Consider the following 25861-nt stretch of genomic DNA (forward strand, 5'->3'; position numbering starts at 1 on the left):
GGCCGTCCGGCGGGGGGGGGTGGGGGAGGGTACATCGATTGGTTTAGTATTGGGCCCGGTAGGGGGCACGGCGGGCCCGCGGGGGGCGGGACGGCGCCCCAGCCCGCCTGCTCTACGGGATCACCGTCCCGGGGTCGGCGACGACCCTGCTGCGCGGCCAGCTCGGCTGGTTCCGGAGCCGGGGATGGGACGTCCACGTGGTGACGTCGCCCGGCGCGGAACTCGACGTCGTCGCCAGGAGGGAGGAGGTGACCACCCATGCCCTCCTGATGGAACGGGAGGTCGCCCCGGCGCGAGACGTCCGGGCTCTGCTCCGCTGGATCCGTCTCCTGCTCCGCCTGCGTCCGGACGTGGTCAACGTCGGCACTCCGAAGGCCGCCCTGCTCGGCAGCCTGGCGGCGTGGTCGACCCGGGTGCCGGTCCGTGTGTACGTCATGCGAGGGCTGCGCCTCGAGGGCGTGGAGGGCCGCATGCGATCGATCGTCCTCTGGCTCGCCGAACGGCTGACCATCCGGTTGGCGACCGACGTGGTCTGCGTCAGCGCCAGTCTCCGCCAGGAGGCGGCGACCCGGGGCCTGTTCGGACGCCGGGACGAACCCGTCGTCCTGGCCAAGGGCAGCAGCAACGGGGTCGACCCTGGGCGTTGGGACCCCGCCTTCGCCGCCGCCGACCGGTCCGCCGTCCGCGCGGCATGGGGAGTCCGTCCTGACGAACCGGTGGTCGGCTTCGTGGGTCGCCTCACCCGGGACAAGGGCGTCGACACGCTGCTGGCCGCCGTCGCGGAGGTGCCCGACCTCCCCCTGCGGCTCGTCCTCGTCGGCTCGCTGGACGAGGCGGACCTGGAGCCGGCCATCCGCGCCCTCGGGGACCGCGTGGTCCGTGTCGACGAGACCGACGACGTGGCGTCCGTCTACGTGGGCATCGACGTCCTCTGCCTCCCGACCCTGCGGGAGGGACTCCCGAACGTCGTCCTCGAGGCCGCGCTCGCCGAGGTCCCTGCGATCACCACCACGGCGACGGGAGCGCGAGACTCCGTCCTCCCGGGGATCACCGGATGGCTCGTGCCCCCGGGGGACGTCACGGCACTCTCCGGGGCCCTGCGCACCTGGGCGGAGGACCCTCTGCGCGCCCGGGAGCTGGGGCGAGCCGCCCGCGCGCGCGCCCTGGCCGACTTCCGCCCACAGACCATCTGGTCCGATCTCGAGTCGGTGTACCGCGAGGCCCTCGTCAGGGGGCGGAGTCGTGTCCGCCGCGCGCAGGCACCGCGCCGCGACGGGCGGTGACGTGCCCGGTTCGTCGCCGAACAACTGGATCCCCCACCGGGGTCCACACGTGCCGGGAGCGTCTGGTCGCCGGCCGGTCACGGTGTCTCGGCGCCCGTTGAGGTGCGTGGCGCGAGGTGGTCGGACCGAAGGCATCGCTGGAGGAGACCCGAGCGGGGGGGGCTCGGGGGTGGCCGCATCCGCTGCACGACCACGACGCTCCGCCCTGGGTGGCGTGCCATCGCCTCCGGCCCGGTCACCGGACGACGGACCGTGGGCGCCACCGACCCGGCCGGCCCGGATCGATGACGATGTGTCCTCGACCGGATGCGACCGGTCGCCGCGGGGCCGCGGGGTGTCGCCTCCGGGAGGAGCGGGACCTTGGTCCGGCGATCCGGCCGTCGGCGCTCACTACTCTGCAGCGACGCGTCCCGGCCCAGGGACGCGTCGCATGTCAGACGGATGGGGCCCCGGGCGGGCGCCAGTCCGGGAGGATGCCGCATGACCGCTGAGGAACGCTCCGTGTGTGACGTCTACGGCGCAGGGGGCCACGCACAGGTCGTCATCGACGTGCTCCGGTCGACAGGGGTACGGGTGCGACGGCAGTACAACGACATGCCGGCGAACCAGCATCCGCAGAGCATCGACGTGCACCCGGGCATCCGGCTCGTGGGACCGGGCCCCTTCTCCGTGGACGCCCTCCCCGTCGTCATGGCCGTGGGCCGCAACGGCGAGCGGGCGGAGCTCGTCTCCATGCTCGACACGAGGTTCGAGCAGGCCATCCACCCGTCGGCACTCATCGCGCCCTCTGCCCGGATCGGTGAGGGGACCGTGGTCCTGCACGGGGCCGTCATCCAGCCGAACGCGCAGGTCGGCCGCCACGTGCTCGTCAACACCGCCGCCAGCGTCGACCACGACTGTGTGGTCGGCGACTTCGCGCACGTCAGTCCGCACGCCACCCTCTGCGGCCACGTGGAGGTCGGCGAGGGCACCCACATCGGTGCCGGTGCGGTCCTCATCCCCAAGGTGAAGGTCGGCCGGTGGAGCCGGGTGGGGGCCGGCGCCGTCGTCATCTCCGACATCCCCGACCACTGCACGGCCGTGGGGAACCCCGCGCGGATCGTCCCGGACCGCAGCGGTGAACCGGTCCCCGACCCGACCCTCGCCCGACCCGTGTCCGGGCTCAGGATGGTGACGGGATGACGGCCGTGGCGTCCGAGCAGCGGGCTCAGCCGGCCGACCTGGGGACGGAGGCGGGAACCCGCGCCCACGACCTGGCCTTCGTGGGCGCCGGCGTGTCCACCGCGTACGTCCTGATGTCGCTGTTGGGCACGCTGTCGGAGCGACCGCCCGCCTCCCCCCTGCAGGTCGTCGTCGTCGAGCGCGCCTCCGACCCCTTCCCGGGCGTGGCCTACGGCAGTCGTGCCGCCAGGGGCTCGCTGCTCATCACCTCACTGCGGGACTTCCTGCCGGATGACGAGCGGGCGCTGTTCACCGCATGGCTCTCGGTCAACAAGGGCTGGGTGTTCGACGAGTTCAGGGCACAGGCAGGTCCGCGCTCCGTCGCCTGGTGGGCCCGGCACGAGGCCGAGATCGCGCGGGACGACTTCGATCCGCTCTACCTGCCCCGCTACGTCTTCGGCCTCCACATCGCTCAACGGACCCAGGACGCGCTGGACCGGGCTCGCGAGACGGGCGTCGCCGTCACCCGGGTCGTACAGGACGAGGTGCTCTCGATCGACGCGGCCGACGGTGGTTACCTGCTCCGCTGCGGGGATCAGGACGTCCGTGCCCGTCGCGTGGTCCTCGCGGCCGGGTCACTCCCCGTGGCCTCCCGGCTGGACGCGGACGCCGCCCCGACCGCCGCCCTCGTCGACGACCCCTTCGACGGGATGGGGGCCGCCCTCGACCGCATCCGGACGAGCCTGGAGCAGCAGGACCGGGCCGGGGACCGGCCACCCCACGTCGTCCTGATCGGCGCCAACGCCGGGACCATGGACATGCTGTACCAGCTCAACGACCTCGACCTGCCGGCGATCGAGGACACCGTGTTCACGGTGCTGTCCCCTCGCGGTGTGCTGCCCGAGCGGATGGAGGACGGCACCACACCGCACCCCTTCACCGCGGAGAGCCTCGTGGCCCTCCAGGCGGCCTCCACGGTCGCAGCCGAGGACGTCTTCGCAGCGGCGTTGGCCGACATCGCCAGGGGCCGGGAGACCGGTCTCGGCGTGAGCGACACCCTCCGTCCCGTCGCCCAGGCGGTCGTCGCCCTGCTCCCGCGGCTGTCCACCGACCAGGCGCTCGAGTTCGCCGGGTGGTGGGGGACGGAGCTGGGCCGTCACCAGCGCCGCGCCGGCGGGGAGTACTGCGACGTCCTGGACCACCTCGCGACCGGTCAGCGGCTGCGGCTGGTCGCCGGCAGCTTCGCCGGCGTCCAGGGCACCGGCGAGACCGGGGTCCGCGTCCGCTACGAGCGGGACGGCGTCGTCCGGGACCTGCCGGTCGCCGATGCCGTCGTCAACTGCGCGGGTCCGGCCCGGCGTATCCAGGACGCCGGGGCGGCGTTGCTCTCCCAGCTGATCGGGAGCGGACTGTGCCGGACGACCCCCTTCGGCGGGGGCATCGCCGTCGACCCCGACCTGACCGCCGCCCCGGGACTCCACGTCATGGGTCCCCTGCTCGCCGGCAACCTCGTCAACGGGGGACCGCTGTGGCACATGGAGCACTGCGGTCGCATCAGCGCCTACGGGACCGCCCTGGGAGCCGACCTCGCCCGCAGCCTGCTCCCGGTCTGACGACGACGCCTACCGGCTCGGCCCTGGGCCGGTCGGGATGGCGGCGTGTCCGCCGAGTGAACTCCACTGCGCACGCAGACCCGTCGCGATGTCCACCGTGGGTCGCCACCCGAGAGCCTCACGGATGCGCTCCGCCGAGCCCCCGGTGCGCGCGACGTCGCCGGCGACGGCTTCCGTCCGCTCCACGCGCAATTCACGGCCGGCGATGCCGGAGAGGACGTCCAACACCTCGTTGACGCTGATGCTCGAGCCCCCCGAGACGTTGAACACCGCGCCCGGCCGGACGTCGCCCTGGGCGGCGAGCAGGTTCGCCTCGACCACGTCGTCGATGAAGGTGAAGTCGCGCACCTGCTCACCCGTGCCGAAGACCACGATCGGCTCGTCGGCGATCGCTGCGCGGATGAAGCGGTTGAACGCCATGTCCGGTCGCTGCCCCGGGCCGTAGACGGTGAAGTAGCGCAGGGACACCGTCGGGACGCCGAAGTTCCCGGCGTACAGGGTGCACAGGTGCTCCGCGGCCAGCTTCGTGACGCCGTACGGACTGTGCGGCCGCGGGACGTCGTCCTCGGTCGTGGGGTAGACCGCCGCGTTGCCGTACACCGACGAGGACGATGCGTAGACCAGTCGCTGCAGGTCCGGGGACCGGCGTGCCGCCTCCAGCAGACGCTGCGTGGCCAGGACGTTCAGGTCCAGGTACGTCCCGAAGTCCTCGCCCCACGACTTGCGCACACCCGGTTGTCCCGCTTCGTGGAAGACCACCGTCACGCCCCGCAGGAGCTCGTCGAGATCGACCGCGTTCAGGTCGGCGTCGACGAAGGTGAAGCCGTCCGTCGGGAGGCCGTCCAGGTTGGCCTTCTTGAGCATCGGGTCGTAGTAGTCGGTGTACGCGTCGATGCCGACGACCCGCTCACCGGCCGCGAGGAGGCGTCTGGCCAGGGCACTGCCCACGAAACCTGCGACACCGGTGATCAGGACGGTCACGACGGGCTCCTCCTCGGCTCTCCCAGCGGTGGGCCGCCTCCGGGCCCCACCGCCACGGCACGGCGGTCGGCCGTCCGCGCCCGGATGCGCAGGCGGACCCGCTCCCGGGCCACCAGCGATCGAGGACCGGACGGATCGGTGCGCAGGTCGGCCAACATGACGTTCGCGATCGCCACCGGCAGGAAGATGGCCCACACCCGCGCCGGCGCCTGGAGGTAGGGATTGGTGGCGTTGGCGATGAGCATCCCGGCCGATGCCGCACAGGCCACGACCAGGCTCGGGACCAGGTCCGGCCGGACGCGGGCGCCTCGGATCGCCGCGTTGAGGGTGAGCAGCGCGCCGGCCACGATCAGGAGGGCACCGACGACGCCGGTCCAGAAGAGGATGGCGTGGTACTGCAGTTCCCATCGCCAGGGCTCCTCGAAGCTGCGGGAGAAGTCGGTCATCGTGGCGCCGAACCCGTGTCCCCACAGCGGTGACTCGGACCAGGCATCGAGCAGCCGGCGAGCCTGGTAGGTGCGCAACACGTCGTCCGGGGAACTGCCCGCCGACGCCGGGTCGCCCGTCGCGTAACCCCAGAGTCCACCCACCGCCGCAGCGACCACCCGGGACGAGCCCGGGACCACGCTGAGCGCCGCGAGAGCGGCCACGCCACCGAGGAGGACGGTCCGGCGTTGCCGACCCTGCAGCCGCCTCCCTCCAGAACGACTCACCACCTTCTTGACCAGCCAGGCGATCAGCGGGGAGAGGACGAGCACGAGCGCGAGGGCGCGTCGCCCGGCGGAGAGGGTGCCCGCGACCGCGCTCACGGCAGCGAGGACCCGGAGCCACTGCGGGGGGAGGAGCGCGTCGCGGGGGACGAACAACGAGGCGATCCACATCGGCCCCGTGGCGACCAGGGTCGTCAGACCGTAGAAGCGGATCTGCGTGTAGTCGCTGGCCCCGGCCCCCACCCGCCCGTACTCGCCTCCGAATGCCGCGCCGTACTGGTCCAACACGAAGGCGGGGAGGACCGACGGCAGGCTCCCGGTCTCCTGGGCGACGAAGACGGCGATGGTGGTCCCGAGCCAGACGGTCACCACGGCGGCCACCGTGAACGCCGCCTTCAGCATCCGTTCGTCGACCGCTGTTGCCACCATCCAGTACAGGAGCGGGGCAGCGACGAAGACCAGGATCCCGCTCATCACGCCGGGATTGGTCGGTCCCGCGGCCAGACCGACGAGACCGAACGCGAACGTGACGAACAGGACGGGGACCAACGGACCCGCGAGGCGCCGGCGGGCGAAGAACAACGTCGCGCCGGCCAGTGCCCCCATCGCCGCCAGGACCGGGACGAGCACCGCGTTGGAGGACACCGGCCGGGCCAGGATGTAGCCGAACAGGAGGACGGCGACCCACCGCCACGGCCCCGGTCCCCGCTCGGTCACGCGGGGAGGCTAACCGTGCGAGGCCGACTCCCATAGGGGTCACGGTCCGTCACTGCCGGGATCCCCACATTCCTGTCCGCGCGGCCGCCGACAGGGGTCTGAGCAGCACAGACGGCCAGGGACCAAGGTCCCACCCGGGCCGTACGGAGCGTCACCCCCAGCGATACAACCGATAGCGACAGGCCGCCATGACACTGCGTGACGTGGTGCACACGTAATCGCTTCGGCCCGCTGACCTGCGCTTTCGTCGCGGGAACGCACGTCACGGGCCCGAGGGCCGGAATCAGCTGGTGCGCTGACCCGTCCGCTGGCCCCGACGTCCGCACTAGGTTCCGTCTCTCCTGCCAGGTCACACAGGACGACGGTTCGACGGCCAGAGCGACGCCCGAGCCCGTGAACGGGGGACAGTTGGAACTGAAGGACGTGCTCGAGGCCGTACGCACCCGGCGTCGGTGGATCGTCGGCGGGCTCCTCGCCGGCCTCCTCGCCGCAGGGCTGCTGAACCTGACCGCCGAGCGGACGTACCACTCGACGACCGAGCTGTTCATCTCCGCCATCGCGGACCCCGAGGAGATCCAGCCGTTGGACGCGGACTCCTTCGTCCAACAGCGGAGCGTCTCCTACGTCCAGGTGCTCACCGGGACGGAGATGGCCCAACGCGTCGTCGACGACCTGCGCCTCCCTCTCACCGCCCGGGAGCTGTCCGAGCAGATCACCGTCACCCCCCTGCCGGGCACGGTGATCCTGGAGATCGAGGTCGTGGACACGTCACCTGGGCGCGCCCAGGGCATAGCGGAGTCACTGGTCCGACAGTTCTCCGCACGCGTCACCGAGTTGGAGACGCCCAACGGCACCACCACTCCTCTCGTCGAGGTGGAGACCCTCCAACCCCCGGCCTTCGATCCGGTGCCAGTGAGCCCCGGGGAACGACGCAACCTGATGCTCGGAGCCGCGCTCGGCCTCCTGGTGGGTCTGGGACTCGCGTTGCTGCGTCATCGCACGGACACGTCCGTCCGGCGCGAGGACCACGTGGCCGCCAGCACCGGAGCGGAGCTCGTGGGACGGGTGTTCGAGGACCGGCAGCTGTCCGTCCGGCACGTCTCACCGGAACTCGACGGGGAGACCCTCACCGCCGAGGCGTACCGGACGATCCGGGTCACCCTCCGCCATGTCGACGGCGGTCGCGCCCCGCAGGTGGTCGTGGTGACGAGCGCGCTGCCGGGCGAGGGGGCCTCGACGGTGGCGGTCAACCTGTCCGTCTCTCTCGCACGGTCCGGGCATCGCGTCATGCTCGTCGACGGGAACCTGCGGCGTCCGCGCGTCGCTCGCTACCTCGGGCTCGACGAGGACCGCCCCGGACTCACCGACCTGTTGGTCGGGACCGCGACGTTGCGTGAGGCCATGCAGTCCTGGGACGACCCCCGGCTCACGGTGGTCGGTGCGGGGGCGATGACGGAGGACCCGGACGCGGTGCTCGACTCCCCCAAGCTGCGCGGCCTCCTGGACGTCCTGCGGGACGAGCAGGACGTGATCGTCATCGACACGCCCCCGCTGCTCCCGGTCATCGACGCCGCCGCCGTGGGCGGGATCGCCGACGGGTGCCTGCTCGTCACGCACGCCGGGCGGACCCGTCGCGAGGAGCTCACCGAGGCCGCGACCACGCTCGAGCGGGTCCATGCCCGACTCCTCGGTGTGGTCCTGAACCGGGTCCCGCGGCCGAAGGTCCGACGCTCCCCCCGTCGGAGCTACCCGGCGGATCCCATCCGGTCGGCCTCGGCCGGCGCACCCAGGCACGGCGCGCACCGGCGCACCACCGGGCGCGCGGGCACCGAGCCCGCGGACGGCATCGCGCTGCCGTCGACCACAGGTGAGCCCTCGTGACGCCGCAGGTGGTGCGGGGCCCCCGTCGTGGACTCCTGACGAACCCGCCCCGACCCGTCACCCCATCCGCGGGCTCCGGCCCGTCCGACGCTCGGAGGTCAGCGTGACGATGCGCTCGCCCATCTCGAGGTGGAAGCTGATCCGCTGCGTGATGCTCCTGGTCGACCTCCTCTCCCTCACAGCCGGGCTCGTCCTCGCGACCGCAGCCCGGTACGAGGGATCACTCGACGAGATGAACGCCCGCGGGCTGCTGCTCGCCGGAGCCGTGACCGTCGCGGTCTTCCCCCTCGCCTCCAGCGCGCTCCGGCTGCACCAGGGGCGCTATGCCGTGGGCAGTCTGGACGAGCTCAAGGCCCTGGGCGCCGCCGTCGGCCTCACGGCGCTCGTCGTCACGGGCCTGGACGTCACGCTCGGCAGCCGCCGGATGCTGCCCCTGAGCGTGCCGACCGTCGCCGCGATCGTGGGCTTCGTGCTCATGATCGGCTTCCGTCTGGCCATCCGGAGCCAGCGGGAGGGCGCGATCCGGCCGCGCAGCGGCCAGCCGACGCTCGTGTTCGGCGCGGGTGACGCCGGCGAGCAGCTCATCCGGTCCATGCTGGGCGACCCCGCCGGCACCTTCCTCCCCGTCGGCCTCCTGGACGACGACCCGGAGAAGCGACACGCCCGCATCCGGGGCGTCCGCATGATGGGCGGGCGGGAGCGCATGCGGGCCGCGGCCGCCGCGACCGGCGCCGAGGTCCTCGTCATCGCCCTCCCCTCGGCCGGATCGGACCTCGTCCGGGACCTCTCCCGGCTGGCCACCGCGGCGGGACTCACGGTCAAGGTCCTCCCTCGCGTCACCGACCTGCTCGACTCCCGCCGCATCGGGATCCGGGACGTCCGGGACATCGACGTCGCCGACCTGCTGGGGCGCCGGCAGATCGACACCGACGTGGCGGCGATCGCCGACTACGTCCGCGGCAAGCGGGTGCTCGTCACCGGGGCCGGGGGTTCGATCGGGTCGGAGCTGTGCCGCCAGCTCACCCGGTTCGCCCCTGGTGAGCTGCTGATGCTCGACCGGGACGAGTCCGCGCTGCACGCCCTGCAGCTGACGATGTTCGGAGAGGCGAGGCTGGACCTGCCCCAGGCGATCCTCGCCGACATCCGCGACAGCGAGGTGCTGCAGGACCTGTTCGCGGAACGACGTCCTGAGGTCGTCTTCCATGCCGCCGCGCTGAAGCACGTGAACATGCTCGAGCAGTACCCCGACGAGGGCTGGAAGACCAACGTGCTGGGCACTCGCAACGTCCTCGCCGCTGCGACGTCGGTCCAGGTGACGCACTTCATCAACGTCTCCACGGACAAGGCCGCCGACCCCGTCAACGTCCTCGGCCACACCAAGCGCATGGCCGAGCTGCTGACCGCCACGTACGCGCGGCGCAACTCCGGGCGCTTCCTGTCCGTCCGTTTCGGCAACGTGCTCGGCAGCCGCGGATCGGTGCTCGAGACCTTCACCGCACAGATCGCCCGGGGCGGTCCGGTGACCGTCACGCATCCCGAGGTGACCCGCTACTTCATGACCATCCCCGAGGCGGTACAGCTGGTCATCCAGGCCGGCGCCATCGGGAACGCCGGCGAGGCCCTCGTCCTGGACATGGGCGCCCCTGTGCGGATCGCGGACGTCGCCCGACAACTGATCGACATGGAAGGGCGCGCGATCCCCGTCCACTTCACCGGGCTCCGCCCGGGCGAGAAGCTGCACGAGGACCTCTTCGGTGCCGGCGAGGTGGACGCCCGCCCGGTCCACCCGATGATCAGCCACGTCCCGGTGTCGCCGCTGGCGACCGCCGCCCTGGAGCACCTGGACCAGTTGCGGATCGGGGACCAGATGCGGACCCCGCCGGAGGACCCCGACACCTGGGCGTCTCGTCACGCCGAGTTCCGGTCGGTCGCTCGATGACGCCCACGGCCACGCGACGACGGATCCTCCTGTCGTCCCCTGACGTCGGCGTGCGGGAAGGGGAACTGGTCGCCGACGCCATCCGCTCCGGGTGGATCGCGCCACTGGGACCGATGGTGGACGAGTTCGAGCAGCGTGTCGCCGACCGGTGCGAGCGCCGTCACGGCGTTGCGCTGTCGTCCGGCACGGCGGCACTCCACCTCGCGTTGCTCCACGCAGGGGCAGCGCCGGGTCGTGCAGTGGTCGTCCCCACGTTGACCTTCGCAGCGACCGTCAACGCCGTCGTGTACACCGGCGCGGAGCCGGTCCTGGTCGACTGTGACCCGGAGACCGGGACGCTCGCCCCGGGTCTCCTCGAGGACGCCCTGACCGGGCTCCGGTCAGAGGGCACCCGGGTCGCCGCCATCGTCCCGGTCGATCTACTGGGTCGCTGTGCGGACTACACGCGGATCGAACCCATCGCCGAGCGGTCCGGCGTCCCCGTCGTCTCCGATGCGGCGGAGGCGCTGGGCGCCCGTCATGCGTCCCGTCCCGCGGGCTCGTACGGGACCTGCGCCGCGCTCTCGTTCAACGGCAACAAGATCATGACGACGAGCGGTGGCGGCATGCTGCTCACCGACGACGCTGCGATCGCCGATCGCGCGCGCTACCTCAGCACCCAGGCACGCCAGCCGGCGGTGCACTACGAGCACACGGAGGTCGGCTACAACTACCGGCTGAGCAACGTGCTGGCCGCCCTGGGGATCGCGCAGCTCGAGCGACTCGACGAGATGATCGGGCGGCGCCGGGTCCTGCGCGAGCGGTACACGGCGCTGTTCGCCGGGATCCCCGGGGTCCGGGTCTTCCAACGCGACGGCGACGAGGACGACAACTGCTGGTTGACCGCGGTCATCGTCGACCCAGCGGTCACCGGGTGGTCCGCCGAGGACCTGCGTGTCGCACTGGACGCAGCCGGTGTCGAGTCGCGCCCCCTGTGGAAGCCGATGCACGCCCAGCCGGTCTTCGCCCGAGCCCGCGCGTTCCTCGACGGGTCCGCCGACAGGTTGTTCGCCACCGGGCTCGCCCTCCCCAGCGGTTCAGCGCTGTCCCCCGGGGAGGTCGAGACGGTCCTCGCCGAGATCCACACCTTCCTGGGACGGCTCCGGTGAGGCGGCCAGAGCACCGCGTCTACCTCGCGGTCAAGCGGGCGGTCGACGTCGTGGTGTCCGGCACCGGACTGGTGCTGGGAGCGCCGGTCATGGCCGCGGTCGCGGTGGCCGTCCGGCGCGACCTCGGGCGTCCGGTCCTGTTCCGGCAACAGCGGCCGGGGCGACACGGCGAGCCCTTCACGCTCGTCAAGTTCCGTACGATGCGCATCCTGGGCGACTCCGACGACGTGAGCACCGACGGGGAACGGCTCACACCGTTCGGCCGCTGGCTGCGCAGTACCAGCCTCGACGAACTGCCCACGCTGTGGAACGTCCTCCGCGGGGACATGTCCCTGGTCGGACCCCGCCCCCTGCTGATGGAGTACCTCGAGCGGTACACCCCCGAGCAGGCGCGTCGACACGAGGTGCGGCCCGGCGTCACGGGACTGGCGCAGGTGCGTGGACGCAACGAGCTCAGCTGGGACGACAGGTTCACCGCGGACATCCAGTACGTGACCGAACTGGGGCCGGTCCTGGATCTGCGCATCCTCGCCGCCACGCTCGCCACCGTCCTGCGGCGGCAGGGGATCTCCGCCCCGGGCGCCGCCACCATGCACCTCTTCACCGGCGGAGGGCCGAACCCCGGTGACCGAGGGCACGATGCCGCGTGACAGCGCGGCGGAGCGCGGCGTCAGCGTGACCTCCGTGGCCGCTCCGGCCACGCCTGCACCTCCGTCCTCGCCGTCGCGACCTCCGCACCTCGGTCACGTCCGCAGGGTGCTGCGGGGCGCGCAGGTACCGATCTGGTCCTTCGGGCAAGTCGGCCTCCAGATGTTCGTGGCTCTGCTCTCCGCCCGGTGGCTGGGCCCCGGGGACCGCGGTGACCTCGTGCTGGCCACCACGCTCGCCACCCTCCTGCTGCTGGTCAGCAGCCTCGGTGCGGGGAACGCGTCGCGGGTGCTCCTCGCCGAGGTGGGCCGCTGGTGGAGCTGGTCGCGCTACACCTGCCTGTCGTTCGCACTCGCGGTGCCCCACCTCGTCATCAGCGGGACGGTCGGCCTGCTCGTCCTGTCCTGGCTGTCCACGGCCGACCGGGCCGTCGCCGTGGCCTTCGTCGTCTACTCCGTCCCCGCGCTGGTCGCCCACCTCTTGCGTGAGGGGCTCCACGGGCTCGGCCGGCACCGCAGCTCACTGGCGATCGCCGTGGGCAACGCCGCGGGTCAGCTGCTGTGCATCACCGGCGCCCACCTGCTGGGCGTCCTGACAGCGCAGACGGCGCTGTACTCCTTCGCACTGTGCAACACCGTCTCCGTCGTGGTCCAGTTCGCCGTCGGCCGTGCGGCCGACGCCAGCAGCGGGGGGCTCCCGGCGAGCACGCGCGACTGGTGGCGGCAAGCCGGCCACTTCCTGGCGTTCAGCCGCTTCGCACTGGTGTCGGCGCTCGGCCAGTCCTTCGTCGTCAACGGTGACCGGCTGATCCTCGGCGCCCACGGGTCCTCGTCGGAGGTCGGGATCTACGCCGCCGCGTCCTCCCTCGCCCAGTTGACCTACATCGCACCCGTCGCCCTCACCGCCGTCCTGACGAGACGGATCGCGGCCACGGGGACCCTCGACCCCTGGCGCCGGATGTACCGTCCGGTCCTGGTCCTCAGCGGCAGCCTGGCCGTCGTCGTCGCCGGGCTGGGCTGGTTCGCGATCCCGCTCCTCCTCGGTGCGGACTTTTCCTCCGCCCGCTCGATCCTGCCCGTCCTCTGCGCTGCAGGGATCCCCTACGCCAGCTACCACTTCGACTCCGCCGCATGCGCCGGGCTCCGCGACCTGCGCACCGGTGCCTGGGGCGCCTTGCTGGGGTGCGCCGTCCTGGTCCTGAGCACGACCGTCGCGGAACCCCTGGTCGGGACGGCGGGAATCCCCTACTGCGTGCTCTTGACCTATACCGTGATGGCCGTGACAGCGCGCTCGCGCGTGACCAGCCGACGGACCCGCGGGCTCGAGACGCCCACGGGTGACACGCATCCGTGATCCCCACGGGGACTGCCCGCCGGGCGCGGGACACGTCGGGGCGGGACGTGCGGTCGGTGGGGGAGGTGCGGGTCCTCGCCGACGACGAGTGGGACGCCCTCGTCGCGCGCCTCGGCGGGCTGGACACCTACACTCGCGCGGCCTACCAGCGCGCGTCCGTCCTCCTCGAGCCGCCGGGATCCCGCCCGGTCCTGCTCCACTACCGCGACCCCGACGGCGACGTGGCGCTGCCGCTGCTGCTCCGCCCGCTGGAGGGCGGGAGGGGCTGGGACGCGGCCAGCGCCTACGGGTACGGCGGTCCGGTGGCACGGGGAGCACGCAGCATCCCGGCATTCGGCGCTGCTCTCGACACGTGGGCCCGGGCCAACGGCGTCGTCACGACCTTCCTCCGGATGCATCCCGTCCTCGGGAACGACGCGCTCGTTCCCCCCGGCGCCCGAGTGCTCGACGTCGGTTCCACCGTGGCGTGGGACGTGACACCCGGGCGAGACCTCGCCGAGGGCATGCACGCCCACCACCGGCGGGCGACACGCCGCGCCGACAGAGCGGGCCTCGAGATCACCGTCGTCTCCCGCCCCTCCTCACTGGAGGAGTTCCGGCGGGTCTACGAGGAGACGATGCGCCGTCAACAGGCGGAGCGCTTCTTCTACTTCCCGACGCAGTACTGGGAGGCGCTCCTGGCCGACGGCGCCGTGTTGCAGCCGCTGCTGGTCGAGGGCCGGCTGGACGGAGAACTCGTCGCGGCGCTGCTCTGTTTCGTGCACGGCACGTGGCTGCACTACCACCTCGGCGGGTCCACCGACGAGGGACGGTCGATCGGCGCCTCGAACCGGTGCTTCCTCGCCGCGGCCCAGTGGGCGCAGTCCCGCGGGACCACCGGGTTCCACCTGGGAGGCGGTCTAGGAGGTCGGGCCGACTCACCGCTGTTCGTCTTCAAGAGGCGCTACGACCCGACCAGCGCGCCTCGCGCGTTCCGCATCGCCAAGCTCGTCCACGATCCCGAGACCTATGCGGAACTCGCCGGGACGACGTCGACGGACGGGTTCTTCCCACCGTGGCGTCGTCCTTGACCGACAGCGCCGCGGGCTGCGCCCCGCGTCGCGCGGGGCGCCATGGGACACGACGGGGGTCCCGCGCCACGGAGGTCCCGGACCGTTCAGCAGGACCGATCCACCGAGGCGACCACGAGCCCCCCGACCTCACCGACGACCGCATGCGCCCAGCGCCGGAGGGACATGCGAGCTGGCGGATCGACCACCTGCACCTCGGCGTCCGTGCACCTGCGCACGAGCAGGCCGGCCCTCACGACGTGGTAGCTGCTGGTGACGACGGTGATCCGGGTCCACCCCTCCTCCGCCACGAGCCGGCCGAGCGCCCTCGCCTCCGCCCTGGTGTCCGATCCGTCAGCACGGAAGCAGCGGACCGTCAGCTCGCGCGGCTCAACACACAGTGCCCGCGCCGACTCGTTGTCCTCCCCCTCGGCGACGGAGACGACGAGGACCGCCGGTCCTCCCTCGGCCAGCGCGACAGCGAGCGGCAGCCGCGCAGGAGCATCCCCCGCCAGGACGACCACCGCGTCCGCGGGCCGCAGCGCGCCGGTCGACGGGAACACGAACAGACCGAGGACCGCACCACCGGCTCCCACCAGGAGGACCGCGACGGCGACGAGCCACCGCCCGCGGACTGCCAGCCACCGCACGGGAGGCAGGGTGCCAGGTCCCGCGTGCCGGCGGGGGCCTCGTCGCGCCGTGACCGGTCACCGCGGGAGGACCAGCACCGACGGACGAGCAGCGCCGTCGGCCTGCTCCGGACGACGGTGTCGGCCCGCGCCCGGCCACTCGGCCGTCGTCATGTCACCGGCGGCTCCCCGTGACTGCTCCGGCGCCCCGGCAGGACCACGACGCGATCGCGCACCCCCGCCCCCTGGGTCGCGACGCGGCACCGCGAGGTCGGGGGCGGGGCCTCCTGGTGGGGCTGGCAGCCGTGACGGCCGGGGTCGTCGTCGCCTCGCTCCTGAGCGACACGGGCATCGGCTCAGGGCATCCGGTCCTGACGCTCAGCGTCCGCGATGATGTCGTCCTGGCCACGGGGCACGGGTTCTCGGACTCCACGTCGGCCGTGGTGTCCGCGACCTTCGACGGGGGCAGCGCCACGGCGTGGCGGACGACCGACGACGCCGGGCGGTTCCGGATCGCGTTCCGCCCCCCGCCCGGGTTCGGCGGTGAGGTACACGTCTCCGTGACCGCCAGCGGCAACACCACCCAGGAGTCGATCCCGGTGTCGCCCACAGCGGGGTCCGGAAGCGGGCTGTCCCAGCTCTCCGGAGTCGTGCCGACCACCGGAGCGCCCGCCCCGGGGGTCGTCGAGCCGGGGGACTCGGGGTCTCCGGTGCACACGATCCCCCTCGACATCCCCGGCGACTGTTCCACCGACGTCACGGACGAGGTGAACGCCTGGATCACGTCGGTGCCCGACGACAGCACGATCCTGTTCGAGGAGAGCGCCTGCTACCGGGTCGACGGCACCCTGGAGCTCAAGGGCCGCCACGGGCTGGTGGTCGAGGGGAACAGCGCCACGTTCAAGGCCTTCGACGAGGCCCCCGAGTACACCAATCGGGCTCAGTGGTACCTCGAGTACGGCTCCGACATCACCCTGCGGGACATGTCGCTCGTCGGGGTCAACCCGGTCGCGGAGTTCGACGACACCCACGAGTGGGACCACAACCTGTTCATCCGGGGGACCGACGGTGTGACGGTCGAACACGTGCACGGACGCGGTGCGCACGGCGACTTCATCGCGGTCGCCCAGGGCCCCGACGACACCAGCATCCCGAGCGACATCGTGATCCGGCACGTCTCCGCGGACACGGTCGGCAGGATGGGGATCTCGTGCGTGGCCTGCGACGGGATGTCGGTGGAGGACAGCGTCTTCAACAACATCGCCTACCACGCTCTCGACCTGGAGATACAGGGCGACGGCTGGCCCGGGCGCGACGTCCGTTACACCGGTAACACCGTCGGCAGCCACGGTTGGGCCTTCTTCTCCGTGGGGACGCCCTACACGACGCGCGACAACGACGTCTCCGGACTGGTCATCGCGGACAACACGGTCACCATGCCGGGCAGCGACACGGACAACTGCCTCCCCGCCATCAGCTTCCGTTCAGCCGAGTACCGGACCACCGGCGTGAGCATCACCGACAACACCCTCGTGTCCCACACGGAGGCGATCCTCGTGCGCCTCGCGTCCGACGCCGTCATCCGCGGCAACACCGCCACGCTGGTCGAGCCGACCTGTGGGGACCCCGTGGGGATACGCACGATCGCCGTCGATCCGGCCGACATCGGGGACAACCAGATGCTCGGGTACCGGACGGACCTCGACCGTCAGTGATGCGGCAACGTGCCGGACCCGAGCCGGCGGTGCGCATCCGCCCCGGTCCGAGAGGGCGATCGCCGTCCGGCCAGGACACGAACCGTTGTCCCCCTGACGCGCGGCAGCTAGCTTCCGTCCTCGTCGCCGGGCGCAGGGGGACTCAGTGACGCACGGAGTGGTGAGGAGTCCGATGACCCGTCGTGCGGTGCAACGACCCGAGCCGACTGCAAGGTCATCTCCCCCGCACCGACCTCGCATCGTCTACGGCATCACCGTCCCTCAATCGGCCGCGACCCTGCTGCGGGGTCAGCTCGGCTGGTTCCGGCGGCAGGGATGGGACGTCCATCTCGTGACCTCACCCGGCGCTCCACTCGACGCCGTCGCCGAGCGCGAAGAGATCACCATCCACACGTTGCCGATGGAGCGCGACACCAGCCTGCTCCGCGACGCTGTGGCCCTGGCCCGCTGGATCGGACTGCTGCGTCGGCTCCGTCCCGACGTGCTGAACGTGGGCACGCCGAAGGCCGGGCTCCTGGGCGTCCTCGCCGGATGGCTGACCCGTGTGCCGGTGCGCGTCTACGTCATGCGCGGACTGCGACTCGAAGGCGCGCGGTCCCGCCTGCAACGGACGGTGCTGTGGGCGGCGGAGCGGCTGACGGTGCTGCTCGCGACCGACGTCGTCTGCGTCAGCCACAGCCTCCGGGACGAAGCAACGACCCGGAAGCTGTTCGGACGGCGCGACCGGCCCGTCGTCATCGGACACGGGAGCAGCAACGGGGTCGACTCCACACGCTGGGACCAGGGGTTCGCCGCGGTTGACCGGGAAGCCGTTCGATCCGGATGGGGCGTGCGCCCGGACGAACTGGTCGTGGGGTTCGTCGGGCGGATCGCCTTCGACAAGGGGGTCCAGGATCTCCTCCAGGCGCTCCGGTCCCTCGACGGCCTGCCCGTCCGCCTCGTCCTGCTCGGCCCCGTCGAGGACGAGGAACTCCGGGCGGCCATCGGGGACGAGGTGATCCGGATCGACGACTGGACCTTCGACCTGTACCACGTCTACGTGGGGATGGACGTCCTGTGTCTGCCCACGCGTCGGGAGGGTTTCCCCAACGTCGTCCTCGAGGCCGCCCTGGCCGAGGTCCCGAGCATCACCACGACGGCGACGGGTTCCCGGGACTCGGTGGTCCCCGGTCACACCGGCTGGCTGGTGGAGACCGGGGACGTCGGGCAACTGGCCGACACCATCCGCTCCTGTGTCAGCGACCGTGACGGGGTCCGGGCAGCCGGCCGAGCGGCACGGGAGCGGGCTCTGAGGGACTTCCGGCCCGGGACCATCTGGTCCGGCCTACAGACGATCTACCTCGGCGACCGGGCCGGTACCTCCTGATGTCCTCGTGCGAGGTCCTCGTCCGGGAGTCGCAGCGCCTGTCGGAACGCCGAGCCCCAGGCCGAGAAGCTGTAGTGGTCCTCCACTGCTGCGCGGGCTGCCAGGCCGCGTTCCCGACGCCCGGCGACCGACTCGTCGAGCGACTCCACCAGCGCGCTCACCCATGACTCCTGGTCGGTGGCCGAACGGGCGCCGAGTTCCCGGATGACCTGGGCGTTCACGCCCACGGGTGAGGCCACGGCGGGCAAGCCGGCAGCCCCGTACTGCAGCAGCTTGTAGGCGCACTTCCCGCGAGTGAACGGCGAGTCCGGGAGCGGCATGATGCCGCAGTCCGCTTGGGTCAACAAGCTGTCCGTACCCGGTCCGGCCCACTCGACGCGGTCGACCACCGCCTCGAGGTCGCCCAGGTGTCGGCGGCCTGCGCTGATGACCAGCAGACGTGCTCCCGTGCGCCGGTGGACCTCGAGGAGCGCCGGCGCTATTGACTGGAGGTAGGTCTCGGTCGAAGGAGATCCCATCCACACCAGCCTCGGGGTGCTGCCCACGGAGTGGTCCTGCTTCAGAGGGATCCTCGCGGGGTCGACACAACTCGGGATGACCTGGACGTTGGGGTTGAGGTCCGCAGCGGCCTCGGCCAGGAGCGCGTTACCGGCGATCACGAGGTCCGCAGCGCGGACGGCTCGCGCCCAACCGGCCGCCTGGCCGAGGAAGCGGTAGACCCCGGAGCGGGTGTCGGCGTACAGGGCGTCGTCGAAGTCGTACACGCCCCACTCGGCTCGCTGCAGGATCTGGGCCTCTCGGCGGCCTCCGGTGAACGGCCCCACGGAGCGGGACACCAGCAGCCGCTCGATCGACGGTCGCCGCGCCAGCCGGTGCAACCGGCGCTCCGCGCGGACGACGCCCAGAGGATGGTGGAGGAGCGTGTGCGGGCGGACGTCCGACGTCCCGAGATAGTTGTGCACCTCGGCGTCGAGGTGGAGGAAACGCAGCCAGTCGAGGACGCGCACGCGGGTGCTGGCTCCGTTCGCACCGTAAGCAGAGGCGACGACGAGCTGCGGCACGCTCACCGGTGCACTGTAGAGCCGAGCGCCAGATCGCTGGGGGTTCCTGAGCCCGGGGGGCGCGGTCAGGCCTCCTGTCGGACCGGGGGGTCGGACACCCTGGGATCCGCTGGACGCGCGGCGGGGGCTGCACTCGTCCGCCGCCGGTCGTGGTCGAGTCGGTCAGCCTTCCGGAGACTGCGCCCGATCAGGTGCCCTGCGACGACCACGAACACGGACGAGAGCATGGCGACGGCCAAGATCGCGATCATCGACGCGCCAGTCCAGGGCACCTGCTCACCAGCCGAGGTTACCTGACGTCGCGTCTTCGTCACTCGACGCGAGCGTGACGTGCGTCGAGCCTTCACCTCCGAGTTCGACGCCGGCGCGCGGGCTCAGTGCTGCAGCGACCTGGGACCTGCCTCAGCGGGTGATCGTCGAGGCGTGCCCGTCGAGCTTCGCGGCCTCCCTGGCCGCCAGCCGCTCGCGCTGCGGCACCACGGTGTACTTCGGGTCCTTGGCGCTCACCAGCCCGGCCTCGAAGACGCCGAACCGGGTGAGCAGCGAGCCGGCCGCCAGCAGCACCCCGGCCACCACCGCCCCGGCCCGCCGGCGCCCGGCGACGACGGTCAGCGCCGCACCGGCCGCGGTGCACGCCTTGGCCGCGCGCAGCAGCGCGCCGGGCCGGCCCTCGAGGTAGGGCTCGCTCACGATCCCGTGGTCGTGCTCCACCCGGTGCATGACCGCGAGCTCGATCGCCGCGCCCGCCACCGCGGTGCGCCGCGACGGCGCCGCCTCGGCCACCGGGGTGAAGACCATCGTCACGCCGCCGCCGGCCGCCATCGCCGAGCCGCCGAAGACGTACGGCAGCTGGTCGTGCGCCGCGTGCCACGAGGGCACCGCGGTGTTGGCCAGCAGCACGCCGGTGTAGGTGGCCAGCGGCCCGCCGAACAGCGCCGACACGACGCCGCCGAAGCGCTTGAGCCGCGGGAACCAGCCGAGCAGCTCCACGGCCGCCGTCGCCGCGGCCGCCCCGCTGAACGGCGCGAGGATGTAGGACCCGACCGACAGCGGCGAGGTCGGCTTGAACACCCGCAGCATGTGCAGGAACCGCTCGGGCCGGCCGAGGTCGTGGATGAGGAAGACCACCGAGGCCAGCGCCCCGCCGCCGGCGGTGTAGCGGCTGACCCGGGTCAGCGTGGGCCGGCCGGTGACGTCGGCGACCGCCGCCAGGATCGACGACGACCCCGCCATCCCGCCGAGGAACAGGTAGAGCGGGACGTCGGGCGACTTCCACACCGGCGGCTTGACGATCGGGCGGCCGTAGTAGGAGGTGAAGGTGGCGTCGTCGACCATGGCGACCTCGCCACCGCCGCCGCGCCGCCCGCCCCTGCGCCGCCGCTTGCCGCGGGCCTCCGCGGCCGGGCCGTCGGCCCGCCGCCAGCCGGCGCCCGGCGCGGTCAGTCCCTCGGTCACGGTCGCCGCCCGAGGAACGACGAGATCACGACGCCGGCGATCATCGCCGCGCCGGCCGCCGCCGCGCGCCACATCGAGGGCAGGTCGCGCGTGGTCACCACCGGGTCCGGCGGCAGCCCGTAGGCCTCCGGCTCGTCGAGCAGCAGGAAGAACGCCCCCGCGCCGCCGACGCCGTCGTCCTCGTCCCGGCCGTAGAGCCGCGCCGTCTCCACACCCTGGCTCTTCAGCGTGGCCAGCCGTGCGTCGGCCCGGGCCTGCAGCTCGTCGAGGTTGCCGAACTGGATGGACTGCGTGGGGCAGGCCGTGGCGCAGGCCGGCTGCAGCCCGTCGGTGAGCCGGTCGTAGCACATCGTGCACTTGAAGACCCGGCCGTCGTCCTTGCGCTGGTCGATGACGCCGTACGGGCAGGCGGGCACGCAGTAGCCGCAGCCGTTGCAGATGTCGCCCTGCACGACGACGGTGCCGAACTCGGTGCGGAACAGCGCGCCGGTGGGGCACACGTCGAGGCAGCCGGCGTGCGTGCAGTGCTTGCAGACGTCGGAGCTCATGAGCCACCGGATCTGCTTGTCGGTGCCGCTCTGCCCGGTCTGCGGGTCGAACTCGCTCAGCGCCTCGGCGTTGAGCACGCTCGACTGCTGCCCCGCGGCCAGGCTGCCGTCGTTCTCGCCCTCGGCCACCGACGGGCCGCTGCCCCGCCGGTCGTCGCCGGGGCGGCCGAAGGTCGGCATGGGCAGGTCGACGGCACGCGACTGCTCGATGAACGCCACGTGCCGCCAGGAGTTGGCCCCGAGCTGCCCGGTGTTGTCGTAGGACATCCCGGACAGCCCGATGACGTCGCGCACGCCGTGCGAGTCGTCCATCGGCAGGGTGTTCCACTCCTTGCACGCCACCTCGCAGGCCTTGCAGCCGATGCACACCGAGGTGTCGGTGAAGAAGCCCACCCGCGCCGGGTGGTCCGTCTCGTAGCCGGACTGCCCGGTCACGTCCGGGACCGGCCCGAAGAGCCGGTTCTCGGGGTCGTTGCCGGTGAAGGCCGCGCTCGCCGAGCTGATCGTCGTCACTGCTGCGACCCCTCCCCCGCCTCGGCGGCCACCGGCTCGCGGCCGTTGACGCCCACGCGGCCGGACTCGACCCCGGCGCGGCGCCGGTAGCCCTCGACGAACTCGAGCAGCTCGGGCCCGCGCGGGCGCCGTCCGGGCCGGATGTCGGCGGTGCTGACCTTGTCCTCCTGAATGTGCGTGTTCGGGTCGAGCACGATCCCGAGCAGGTCGTTGGCCGAGTCGCCGGTGGAGATGCCGCTGTAGGACCAGTGGTAGGGCATCCCGATCTGGTGCACGACCTGGCCGCTGCGCAGCCGGATAGGCCGCATCCGCTCGGTGACCAGCACCTTCGCCTCGATCGCCGTCCGGGTACTCACCAGCGTGGCGTACTCGCCGTTGACCAGGCCGCGCAGCGCGGCGAGCTCGGGGCTGACCTCGACGAAGAACTCCGGCTGGAGCTCCGAGAGGTAGGGCAGCGTGCGGCTCATCCCGCCGGCGGTGTGGTGCTCGGTGAGCCGATAGGTGGTCACCTGGAACGGGAAGACCGGGCTCAGCGACGGGTTCTCCCGGTTCCACGGGCCGTTGATGTGCTCGATCGTCGGGTTCGCCTGCTGCTTGTACAGGGCGTTCTCGACGACGGACTCCGCCGGCTCGTAGTGCGTCGGCAGCGGCCCGTCGACGACGCCCGCCGGCGCGTACAGCCAGGCCTTCCCGTCCCCCTGCATGATGAACGGGTCGGAGCCGCCGATCGCGTCCTGCGCCCGGGCCCCCTCCGGCGGCACGTAGTCCGGCCGCTTGGTCGCCTCGAAGTCCGGGTTGTCGACGCCGGTCCAGCGGCCGGCCTCCTCGTCCCACCACACGTACTTCTTGCGCTCGCTCCACGGCTTCCCGTCGGGGTCGGCCGAGGCACGGTTGTAGAGGACCCGCCGGTTGTACGGCCACGCCCAGCCCCACTCGGAGGCGACCTGGCCCTGCTCGCGGCCGGGCCTGCGCCGCGCGGACTGGTTCACCTCGTCGGCGTAGACGCCGGAGTAGATCCAGCAGCCGCACGACGTCGACCCGTCGTCCTTGAGCTCCAGGTACCCGGAGACCGCGCGGCCGTCGGGGCCGACGCCGTTGATCTCGCGCAGCACGTCCTCGGCGCTGGGCTCCTGGTCGGGCCCGTGTACCGGGTAGTCCCACGTGAGGTCGAGCAGCGGGCGGTCGCGCGGGTCGGTGGAGCCCGCGAGGCGCTCGCGCAGGATGCGGCCGAGGTGGAAGAAGAACCACAGGTCGCTCTTGGCGTCGCCCGGCGGATCGACGGCCTTGTGCCGCCACTGCAGCAGCCGCTGCGTCTGGGTGAAGGTCCCCTCCTTCTCCGCGTGCGACGCCGCGGGCATGAAGAAGACCTCGGTGGCGATCGTCTCGGGGGCGAGCTCGCCGGTCTCGATCTCCGGCGACTCGTTCCAGAAGGTCGCCGACTCGATCAGCTGCAGGTCGCGGACGACCAGCCAGTCGAGGTTGGCCAGGCCGAAGCGGTTCATCCGGCCGTTGGGGTGGCCGACCGTGGGGTTCTCACCGACGAGGAAGTAGCCGGAGATCTTCCCCTCGATCATGTCCTTGATCTGCTGGTAGGAGCTGTGGTCGCCGTCGATGCGCGGCATGTGGTCGAAGGCGTAGTCGTTCTCCGCCGTCGCGGCGTCGCCCCACCAGGCCTTGAGCAGGCTGACCATGTAGGCGCGCTTGTTGCCCCAGAACCCGGCCTTGCCGGCGGCGTCGGCGCAGTAGTCGTCGAGCGACTCGTGCTGCTTGGCGTGCGGCATCGGCAGGTAGCCGGGCAGCAGGTTGTACAGCGTCGGGACGTCGGTCGAGCCCTGGATGCTGGCGTGGCCGCGCAGCGCCAGGATGCCGCCGCCGGGCCGGCCGATGTTGCCCAGCAGCGTCTGCAGGATCGAGCAGGTGCGGATGTACTGCGCGCCGACGCTGTGCTGCGTCCAGCCCACCGAGTACACCCACGCCGTCGTCCGGTCACGGCCGCTGTTCTCGGTGACCCAGCGGGCCACCTGCAGGAACGCCTCCGGCTCGACGCCGCAGACCTCGGCCACCATCTCCGGGGTGTAGCGGGCGAAGTGCCGCTTGAGGACCTGGAAGACCGTCCGCGGGTGCTGCAGCGTCTCGTCGCGCTTCGGCTTGGCGGCGATCGGCGGGCCGCCGCTGCCGGCGGCCTGCGCCTTGTCGGTCTTGCGGATCTCGGGGTGGTCCTCGAGCTCGTCCTGCTCGGCGGCACCGGCCGGGTCGTCGGAGCCCGAGTGCGGCGGCTCCTCCGGCTCGTACTGCCAGGTGGACTCGTCGTAGGTGTTGTTCTCCGGGTCGAAGCCGGAGAACAGGCCGCCGAGGTCCTCGGCGTCGGCGAAGTCCTCGCTCACCAGCGCCGCGGCGTTGGTGTAGGCGACGACGTACTCCTTGAAGTACAGGTCGTTCTCGAGGACGTACCGGATCAGCCCGCCGAGGAAGGCGATGTCGGTGCCCATGCGCAGCGGCACGTGCAGGTCGGCGATCGCGCTGGTGCGGGTGAACCGCGGGTCGACGTGGATGACCTTCGCGCCGCGCGCCTTGGCCTCGCTCACCCACTGGAAACCCACCGGGTGGCACTCGGCCATGTTGGAACCCTCGATGACGATGCAGTCGGAGTTCGCGAGGTCTTCCTGGGAGTTCGTGGCACCGCCACGTCCGAACGAGGCACCCAGACCGGGCACCGTGGCGGAGTGCTATATGCGCGCCTGGTTCTCGATCTGTATGGCGCCCATGGCGCTGTACAGCTTCTTCATGAGGTAGTTCTCCTCGTTGTCGAGGGTCGCCCCTCCGAGGCTCGCCAACCCCATGGTGCGGTTCACGCGCTTGCCGTCGTTCTCGTCCTGCCAGCCCTTGCGCCGGGCCTCGAGGACGCGGTCGGCGATCATGTGCATCGCCGTGTCGAGGTCGAGGTCCTCCCACTCGGTGCCGTACGGCCGGCGGTAGCGGACCTTGGTCACCCGGGTCGGGCTGGTCACCAGGGACTTGCTCGCGCTGCCCTTGGGGCACAGGCGCCCGCGGCTGATCGGCGAGTCGGGGTCGCCCTCGATCTGGACGATCTGCTCGTCCTTCACGTAGATCCGCTGCCCGCAGCCCACCGCGCAGTAGGGGCACACGCTCTGCACGACGCGGTCGGCGGTGGCCGTGCGGCTCACCACGCCCTCCGTCGCCTTGCTGCGCGCCGCCGCGCCGCGTCCGAGGGGGTCGGGACCGGTCAGCTGCCGGAACACCGGCCACGCGTCGAGCCAGGTCTTCACCCGGTTGACTGTGCCACCGCGACGGCGATCCGGCGCGCGGAACGCCGCGGTACCGATCGGACCGGTACCGCGGCGTCCGCGCACCCGGCGGAGAGCGCTCAGCCGCCGGCGAGGTGCCGCCGCGCCAGCCGCTTCGGCGCCTTGGCCAGCCACGCGTCGGTGACCAGCTCGGCGAGCTCGCCGGCGTCGACCGCCTCGAGCCGGACGAGGACGGCGGCGTACCCGTCGAAGTGCGGCGTCGTCAGGTAGACGGCGGGGTCGTCGGCGACCAGCGCCCGCTTGACGCCCTCGTCGGCCACGGCGGCGCCGAGCAGCGGCCCGTCGGGGGCGCCGGGGCCCAGGTGCTCGAGGTCGGCGCGGCGCAGCGGCCGCTCCCACACGAAGGTGCGGTCGCGCACCTTCCACGCCGGCGAGCCCCAGGACGTGCCCTCGCTGGTCTCCGGCAGCGCGAGGGCCAGACGCCGGACGTCCGCCCAGGTGGCCACGCGCGGGAGGCTAGCGGCGACCGGGGGCTCAGGGAGCCGGTGCCGCCGCCCTCGACGTCCGGGGCGGGAGCGCGCGGCCGCAGGCCGCCAGGTGCTCGCGCAGCCGGCCGGCCTCCTGCCTGCGCTGCTCGGCGCGGCGCCGCAGCACCGCCACCTGCCGGGGATCGGTCGTGCGCTGCGCCCGCAGGTCGAGGACCGCCGCCGTCTCGAGGAGCAGGGCCATGCGGCGCAGCTCCTGGGACAGCTCGGCAGCCGGTCCGGTCGACCCCGGGTCGCGCCCCGCTGAGGTCATGGCAGGCATGGTGGGCCGCCCCCGCGC

The 25861-nt window shown here is 72.3% G+C and carries 19 protein-coding genes and 1 pseudogene; 11 read left to right on the forward strand and 9 right to left on the reverse strand.

Annotated features, from left to right (window positions below):
* Positions 1–149: 149 nt before the first annotated feature.
* The 3 genes from ACI78R_RS17375 to ACI78R_RS17385 all read left to right on the forward strand — a co-directional run bounded on the left by ACI78R_RS17375 (position 150) and on the right by ACI78R_RS17385 (position 4057).
* A complete protein-coding gene (locus tag ACI78R_RS17375) occupies positions 150–1283 on the forward strand; it encodes a glycosyltransferase (RefSeq protein ID WP_457041695.1) in 1134 nt (377 codons plus the stop codon).
* Positions 1284–1763: 480 nt separating this feature from the next.
* Positions 1764–2465 (forward strand): acetyltransferase, encoded by a 702-nt coding sequence (locus ACI78R_RS17380; RefSeq protein WP_457041624.1) that lies wholly within the window; start codon positions 1764–1766, stop codon positions 2463–2465.
* Positions 2462–4057, forward strand: a complete 1596-nt coding sequence (locus ACI78R_RS17385) for an FAD/NAD(P)-binding protein (RefSeq protein ID WP_457041625.1) — start codon at positions 2462–2464, stop codon at positions 4055–4057. The genes ACI78R_RS17380 and ACI78R_RS17385 overlap by 4 nt, the downstream gene beginning before the upstream one ends.
* Positions 4058–4066: 9 nt before the next feature.
* Here ACI78R_RS17385 and ACI78R_RS17390 read toward each other — a convergent pair whose 3' ends face one another.
* Together ACI78R_RS17390 and ACI78R_RS17395 are read right to left on the reverse strand one after the other, a co-directional pair.
* Positions 4067–5038: an NAD-dependent epimerase/dehydratase family protein gene (locus tag ACI78R_RS17390; protein WP_457041626.1), complete on the reverse strand. Its 972-nt coding sequence runs from the start codon at positions 5036–5038 to the stop codon at positions 4067–4069.
* A complete protein-coding gene (locus ACI78R_RS17395; RefSeq protein WP_457041627.1) occupies positions 5035–6393 on the reverse strand; it encodes a hypothetical protein in 1359 nt (452 codons plus the stop codon). Before ACI78R_RS17395 ends, ACI78R_RS17390 begins: the two co-directional genes overlap by 4 nt.
* Before the next feature lie 480 nt (positions 6394–6873).
* Between ACI78R_RS17395 and ACI78R_RS17400 the strand changes: the two genes are divergently transcribed.
* The 6 genes from ACI78R_RS17400 (at position 6874) to ACI78R_RS17425 (ending at position 14504) form a co-directional block, all read left to right on the forward strand.
* Entirely contained in the window at positions 6874–8346 is a 1473-nt protein-coding gene (locus ACI78R_RS17400; RefSeq protein WP_457041628.1) for a polysaccharide biosynthesis tyrosine autokinase, read from the forward strand.
* 109 nt (positions 8347–8455) lie between these two features.
* Positions 8456–10285: a polysaccharide biosynthesis protein gene (locus ACI78R_RS17405; protein ID WP_457041696.1), complete on the forward strand. Its 1830-nt coding sequence runs from the start codon at positions 8456–8458 to the stop codon at positions 10283–10285.
* The gene (locus ACI78R_RS17410; RefSeq protein WP_457041629.1) at positions 10282–11433 is read left to right on the forward strand and encodes a DegT/DnrJ/EryC1/StrS family aminotransferase; all 1152 of its coding nucleotides are present in this window, start codon (positions 10282–10284) and stop codon (positions 11431–11433) included. Before ACI78R_RS17405 ends, ACI78R_RS17410 begins: the two co-directional genes overlap by 4 nt.
* The gene (locus ACI78R_RS17415) at positions 11430–12083 is read left to right on the forward strand and encodes a sugar transferase (protein ID WP_457041630.1); all 654 of its coding nucleotides are present in this window, start codon (positions 11430–11432) and stop codon (positions 12081–12083) included. The genes ACI78R_RS17410 and ACI78R_RS17415 overlap by 4 nt, the downstream gene beginning before the upstream one ends.
* Before the next feature lie 160 nt (positions 12084–12243).
* Positions 12244–13434, forward strand: a complete 1191-nt coding sequence (locus tag ACI78R_RS17420; RefSeq protein WP_457041631.1) for a lipopolysaccharide biosynthesis protein — start codon at positions 12244–12246, stop codon at positions 13432–13434.
* Positions 13435–13481: 47 nt separating this feature from the next.
* Complete coding sequence (locus ACI78R_RS17425; protein ID WP_457041632.1) at positions 13482–14504, forward strand: GNAT family N-acetyltransferase; 1023 nt, start codon at positions 13482–13484, stop codon at positions 14502–14504.
* 86 nt (positions 14505–14590) lie between these two features.
* Here ACI78R_RS17425 and ACI78R_RS17430 read toward each other — a convergent pair whose 3' ends face one another.
* The gene (locus ACI78R_RS17430; protein ID WP_457041633.1) at positions 14591–15133 is read right to left on the reverse strand and encodes a YdcF family protein; all 543 of its coding nucleotides are present in this window, start codon (positions 15131–15133) and stop codon (positions 14591–14593) included.
* Positions 15134–15822: 689 nt separating this feature from the next.
* Between ACI78R_RS17430 and ACI78R_RS17435 the strand changes: the two genes are divergently transcribed.
* Both ACI78R_RS17435 and ACI78R_RS17440 read left to right on the forward strand, forming a co-directional pair.
* Entirely contained in the window at positions 15823–16827 is a 1005-nt protein-coding gene (locus ACI78R_RS17435; RefSeq protein ID WP_457041634.1) for a hypothetical protein, read from the forward strand.
* Between the two features lie 172 nt (positions 16828–16999).
* A complete protein-coding gene (locus tag ACI78R_RS17440) occupies positions 17000–18193 on the forward strand; it encodes a glycosyltransferase family 4 protein (protein WP_457041635.1) in 1194 nt (397 codons plus the stop codon).
* Here ACI78R_RS17440 and ACI78R_RS17445 read toward each other — a convergent pair.
* The 6 genes and pseudogenes from ACI78R_RS17445 to ACI78R_RS17470 all read right to left on the reverse strand — a co-directional run bounded on the left by ACI78R_RS17445 (position 18163) and on the right by ACI78R_RS17470 (position 25834).
* Positions 18163–19260 carry a glycosyltransferase gene (locus tag ACI78R_RS17445; protein ID WP_457041636.1) on the reverse strand — a complete coding sequence of 366 codons (1098 nt, stop codon included), beginning with the start codon at positions 19258–19260 and terminating at the stop codon, positions 18163–18165. The two genes, ACI78R_RS17440 and ACI78R_RS17445, sit on opposite strands and share 31 nt — an antisense overlap.
* Positions 19261–19656: 396 nt before the next feature.
* A complete protein-coding gene (gene nrfD, locus ACI78R_RS17450; protein WP_457041637.1) occupies positions 19657–20709 on the reverse strand; it encodes an NrfD/PsrC family molybdoenzyme membrane anchor subunit in 1053 nt (350 codons plus the stop codon).
* Positions 20706–21770: a 4Fe-4S dicluster domain-containing protein gene (locus ACI78R_RS17455; protein ID WP_457041638.1), complete on the reverse strand. Its 1065-nt coding sequence runs from the start codon at positions 21768–21770 to the stop codon at positions 20706–20708. Before ACI78R_RS17455 ends, nrfD begins: the two co-directional genes overlap by 4 nt.
* Positions 21767–25057: pseudogene (gene fdh / locus ACI78R_RS17460) on the reverse strand (formate dehydrogenase). Before fdh ends, ACI78R_RS17455 begins: the two are co-directional and overlap by 4 nt.
* Positions 25058–25155: 98 nt before the next feature.
* Positions 25156–25542, reverse strand: coding sequence for an MmcQ/YjbR family DNA-binding protein (locus ACI78R_RS17465; RefSeq protein WP_457041639.1), 387 nt, complete (start codon positions 25540–25542; stop codon positions 25156–25158).
* A 28-nt stretch (positions 25543–25570) separates the two neighbouring features.
* The gene (locus ACI78R_RS17470; RefSeq protein WP_457041640.1) at positions 25571–25834 is read right to left on the reverse strand and encodes a hypothetical protein; all 264 of its coding nucleotides are present in this window, start codon (positions 25832–25834) and stop codon (positions 25571–25573) included.
* Between the last annotated feature and the right edge of the window lie 27 nt (positions 25835–25861).

The sequence above is a fragment of the Geodermatophilus sp. SYSU D01106 genome (assembly GCF_054049995.1).

Excerpts from the sequence above, each read along its gene's own strand:
- ACI78R_RS17380 (WP_457041624.1), top strand. The coding sequence starts at position 1,764 with ATGACCGCTGAGGAACGCTCCGTGTGTGACGTCTACGGCGCAGGGGGC.
- ACI78R_RS17385 (WP_457041625.1), top strand. The coding sequence starts at position 2,462 with ATGACGGCCGTGGCGTCCGAGCAGCGGGCTCAGCCGGCCGACCTGGGG.
- ACI78R_RS17405 (WP_457041696.1), top strand. The coding sequence starts at position 8,456 with ATGCGCTCGCCCATCTCGAGGTGGAAGCTGATCCGCTGCGTGATGCTC.
- ACI78R_RS17410 (WP_457041629.1), top strand. The coding sequence starts at position 10,282 with ATGACGCCCACGGCCACGCGACGACGGATCCTCCTGTCGTCCCCTGAC.
- ACI78R_RS17420 (WP_457041631.1), top strand. The coding sequence starts at position 12,244 with ATGTTCGTGGCTCTGCTCTCCGCCCGGTGGCTGGGCCCCGGGGACCGC.
- ACI78R_RS17440 (WP_457041635.1), top strand. The coding sequence starts at position 17,000 with ATGACCCGTCGTGCGGTGCAACGACCCGAGCCGACTGCAAGGTCATCT.
- ACI78R_RS17470 (WP_457041640.1), bottom strand. The coding sequence starts at position 25,834 with ATGACCTCAGCGGGGCGCGACCCGGGGTCGACCGGACCGGCTGCCGAG.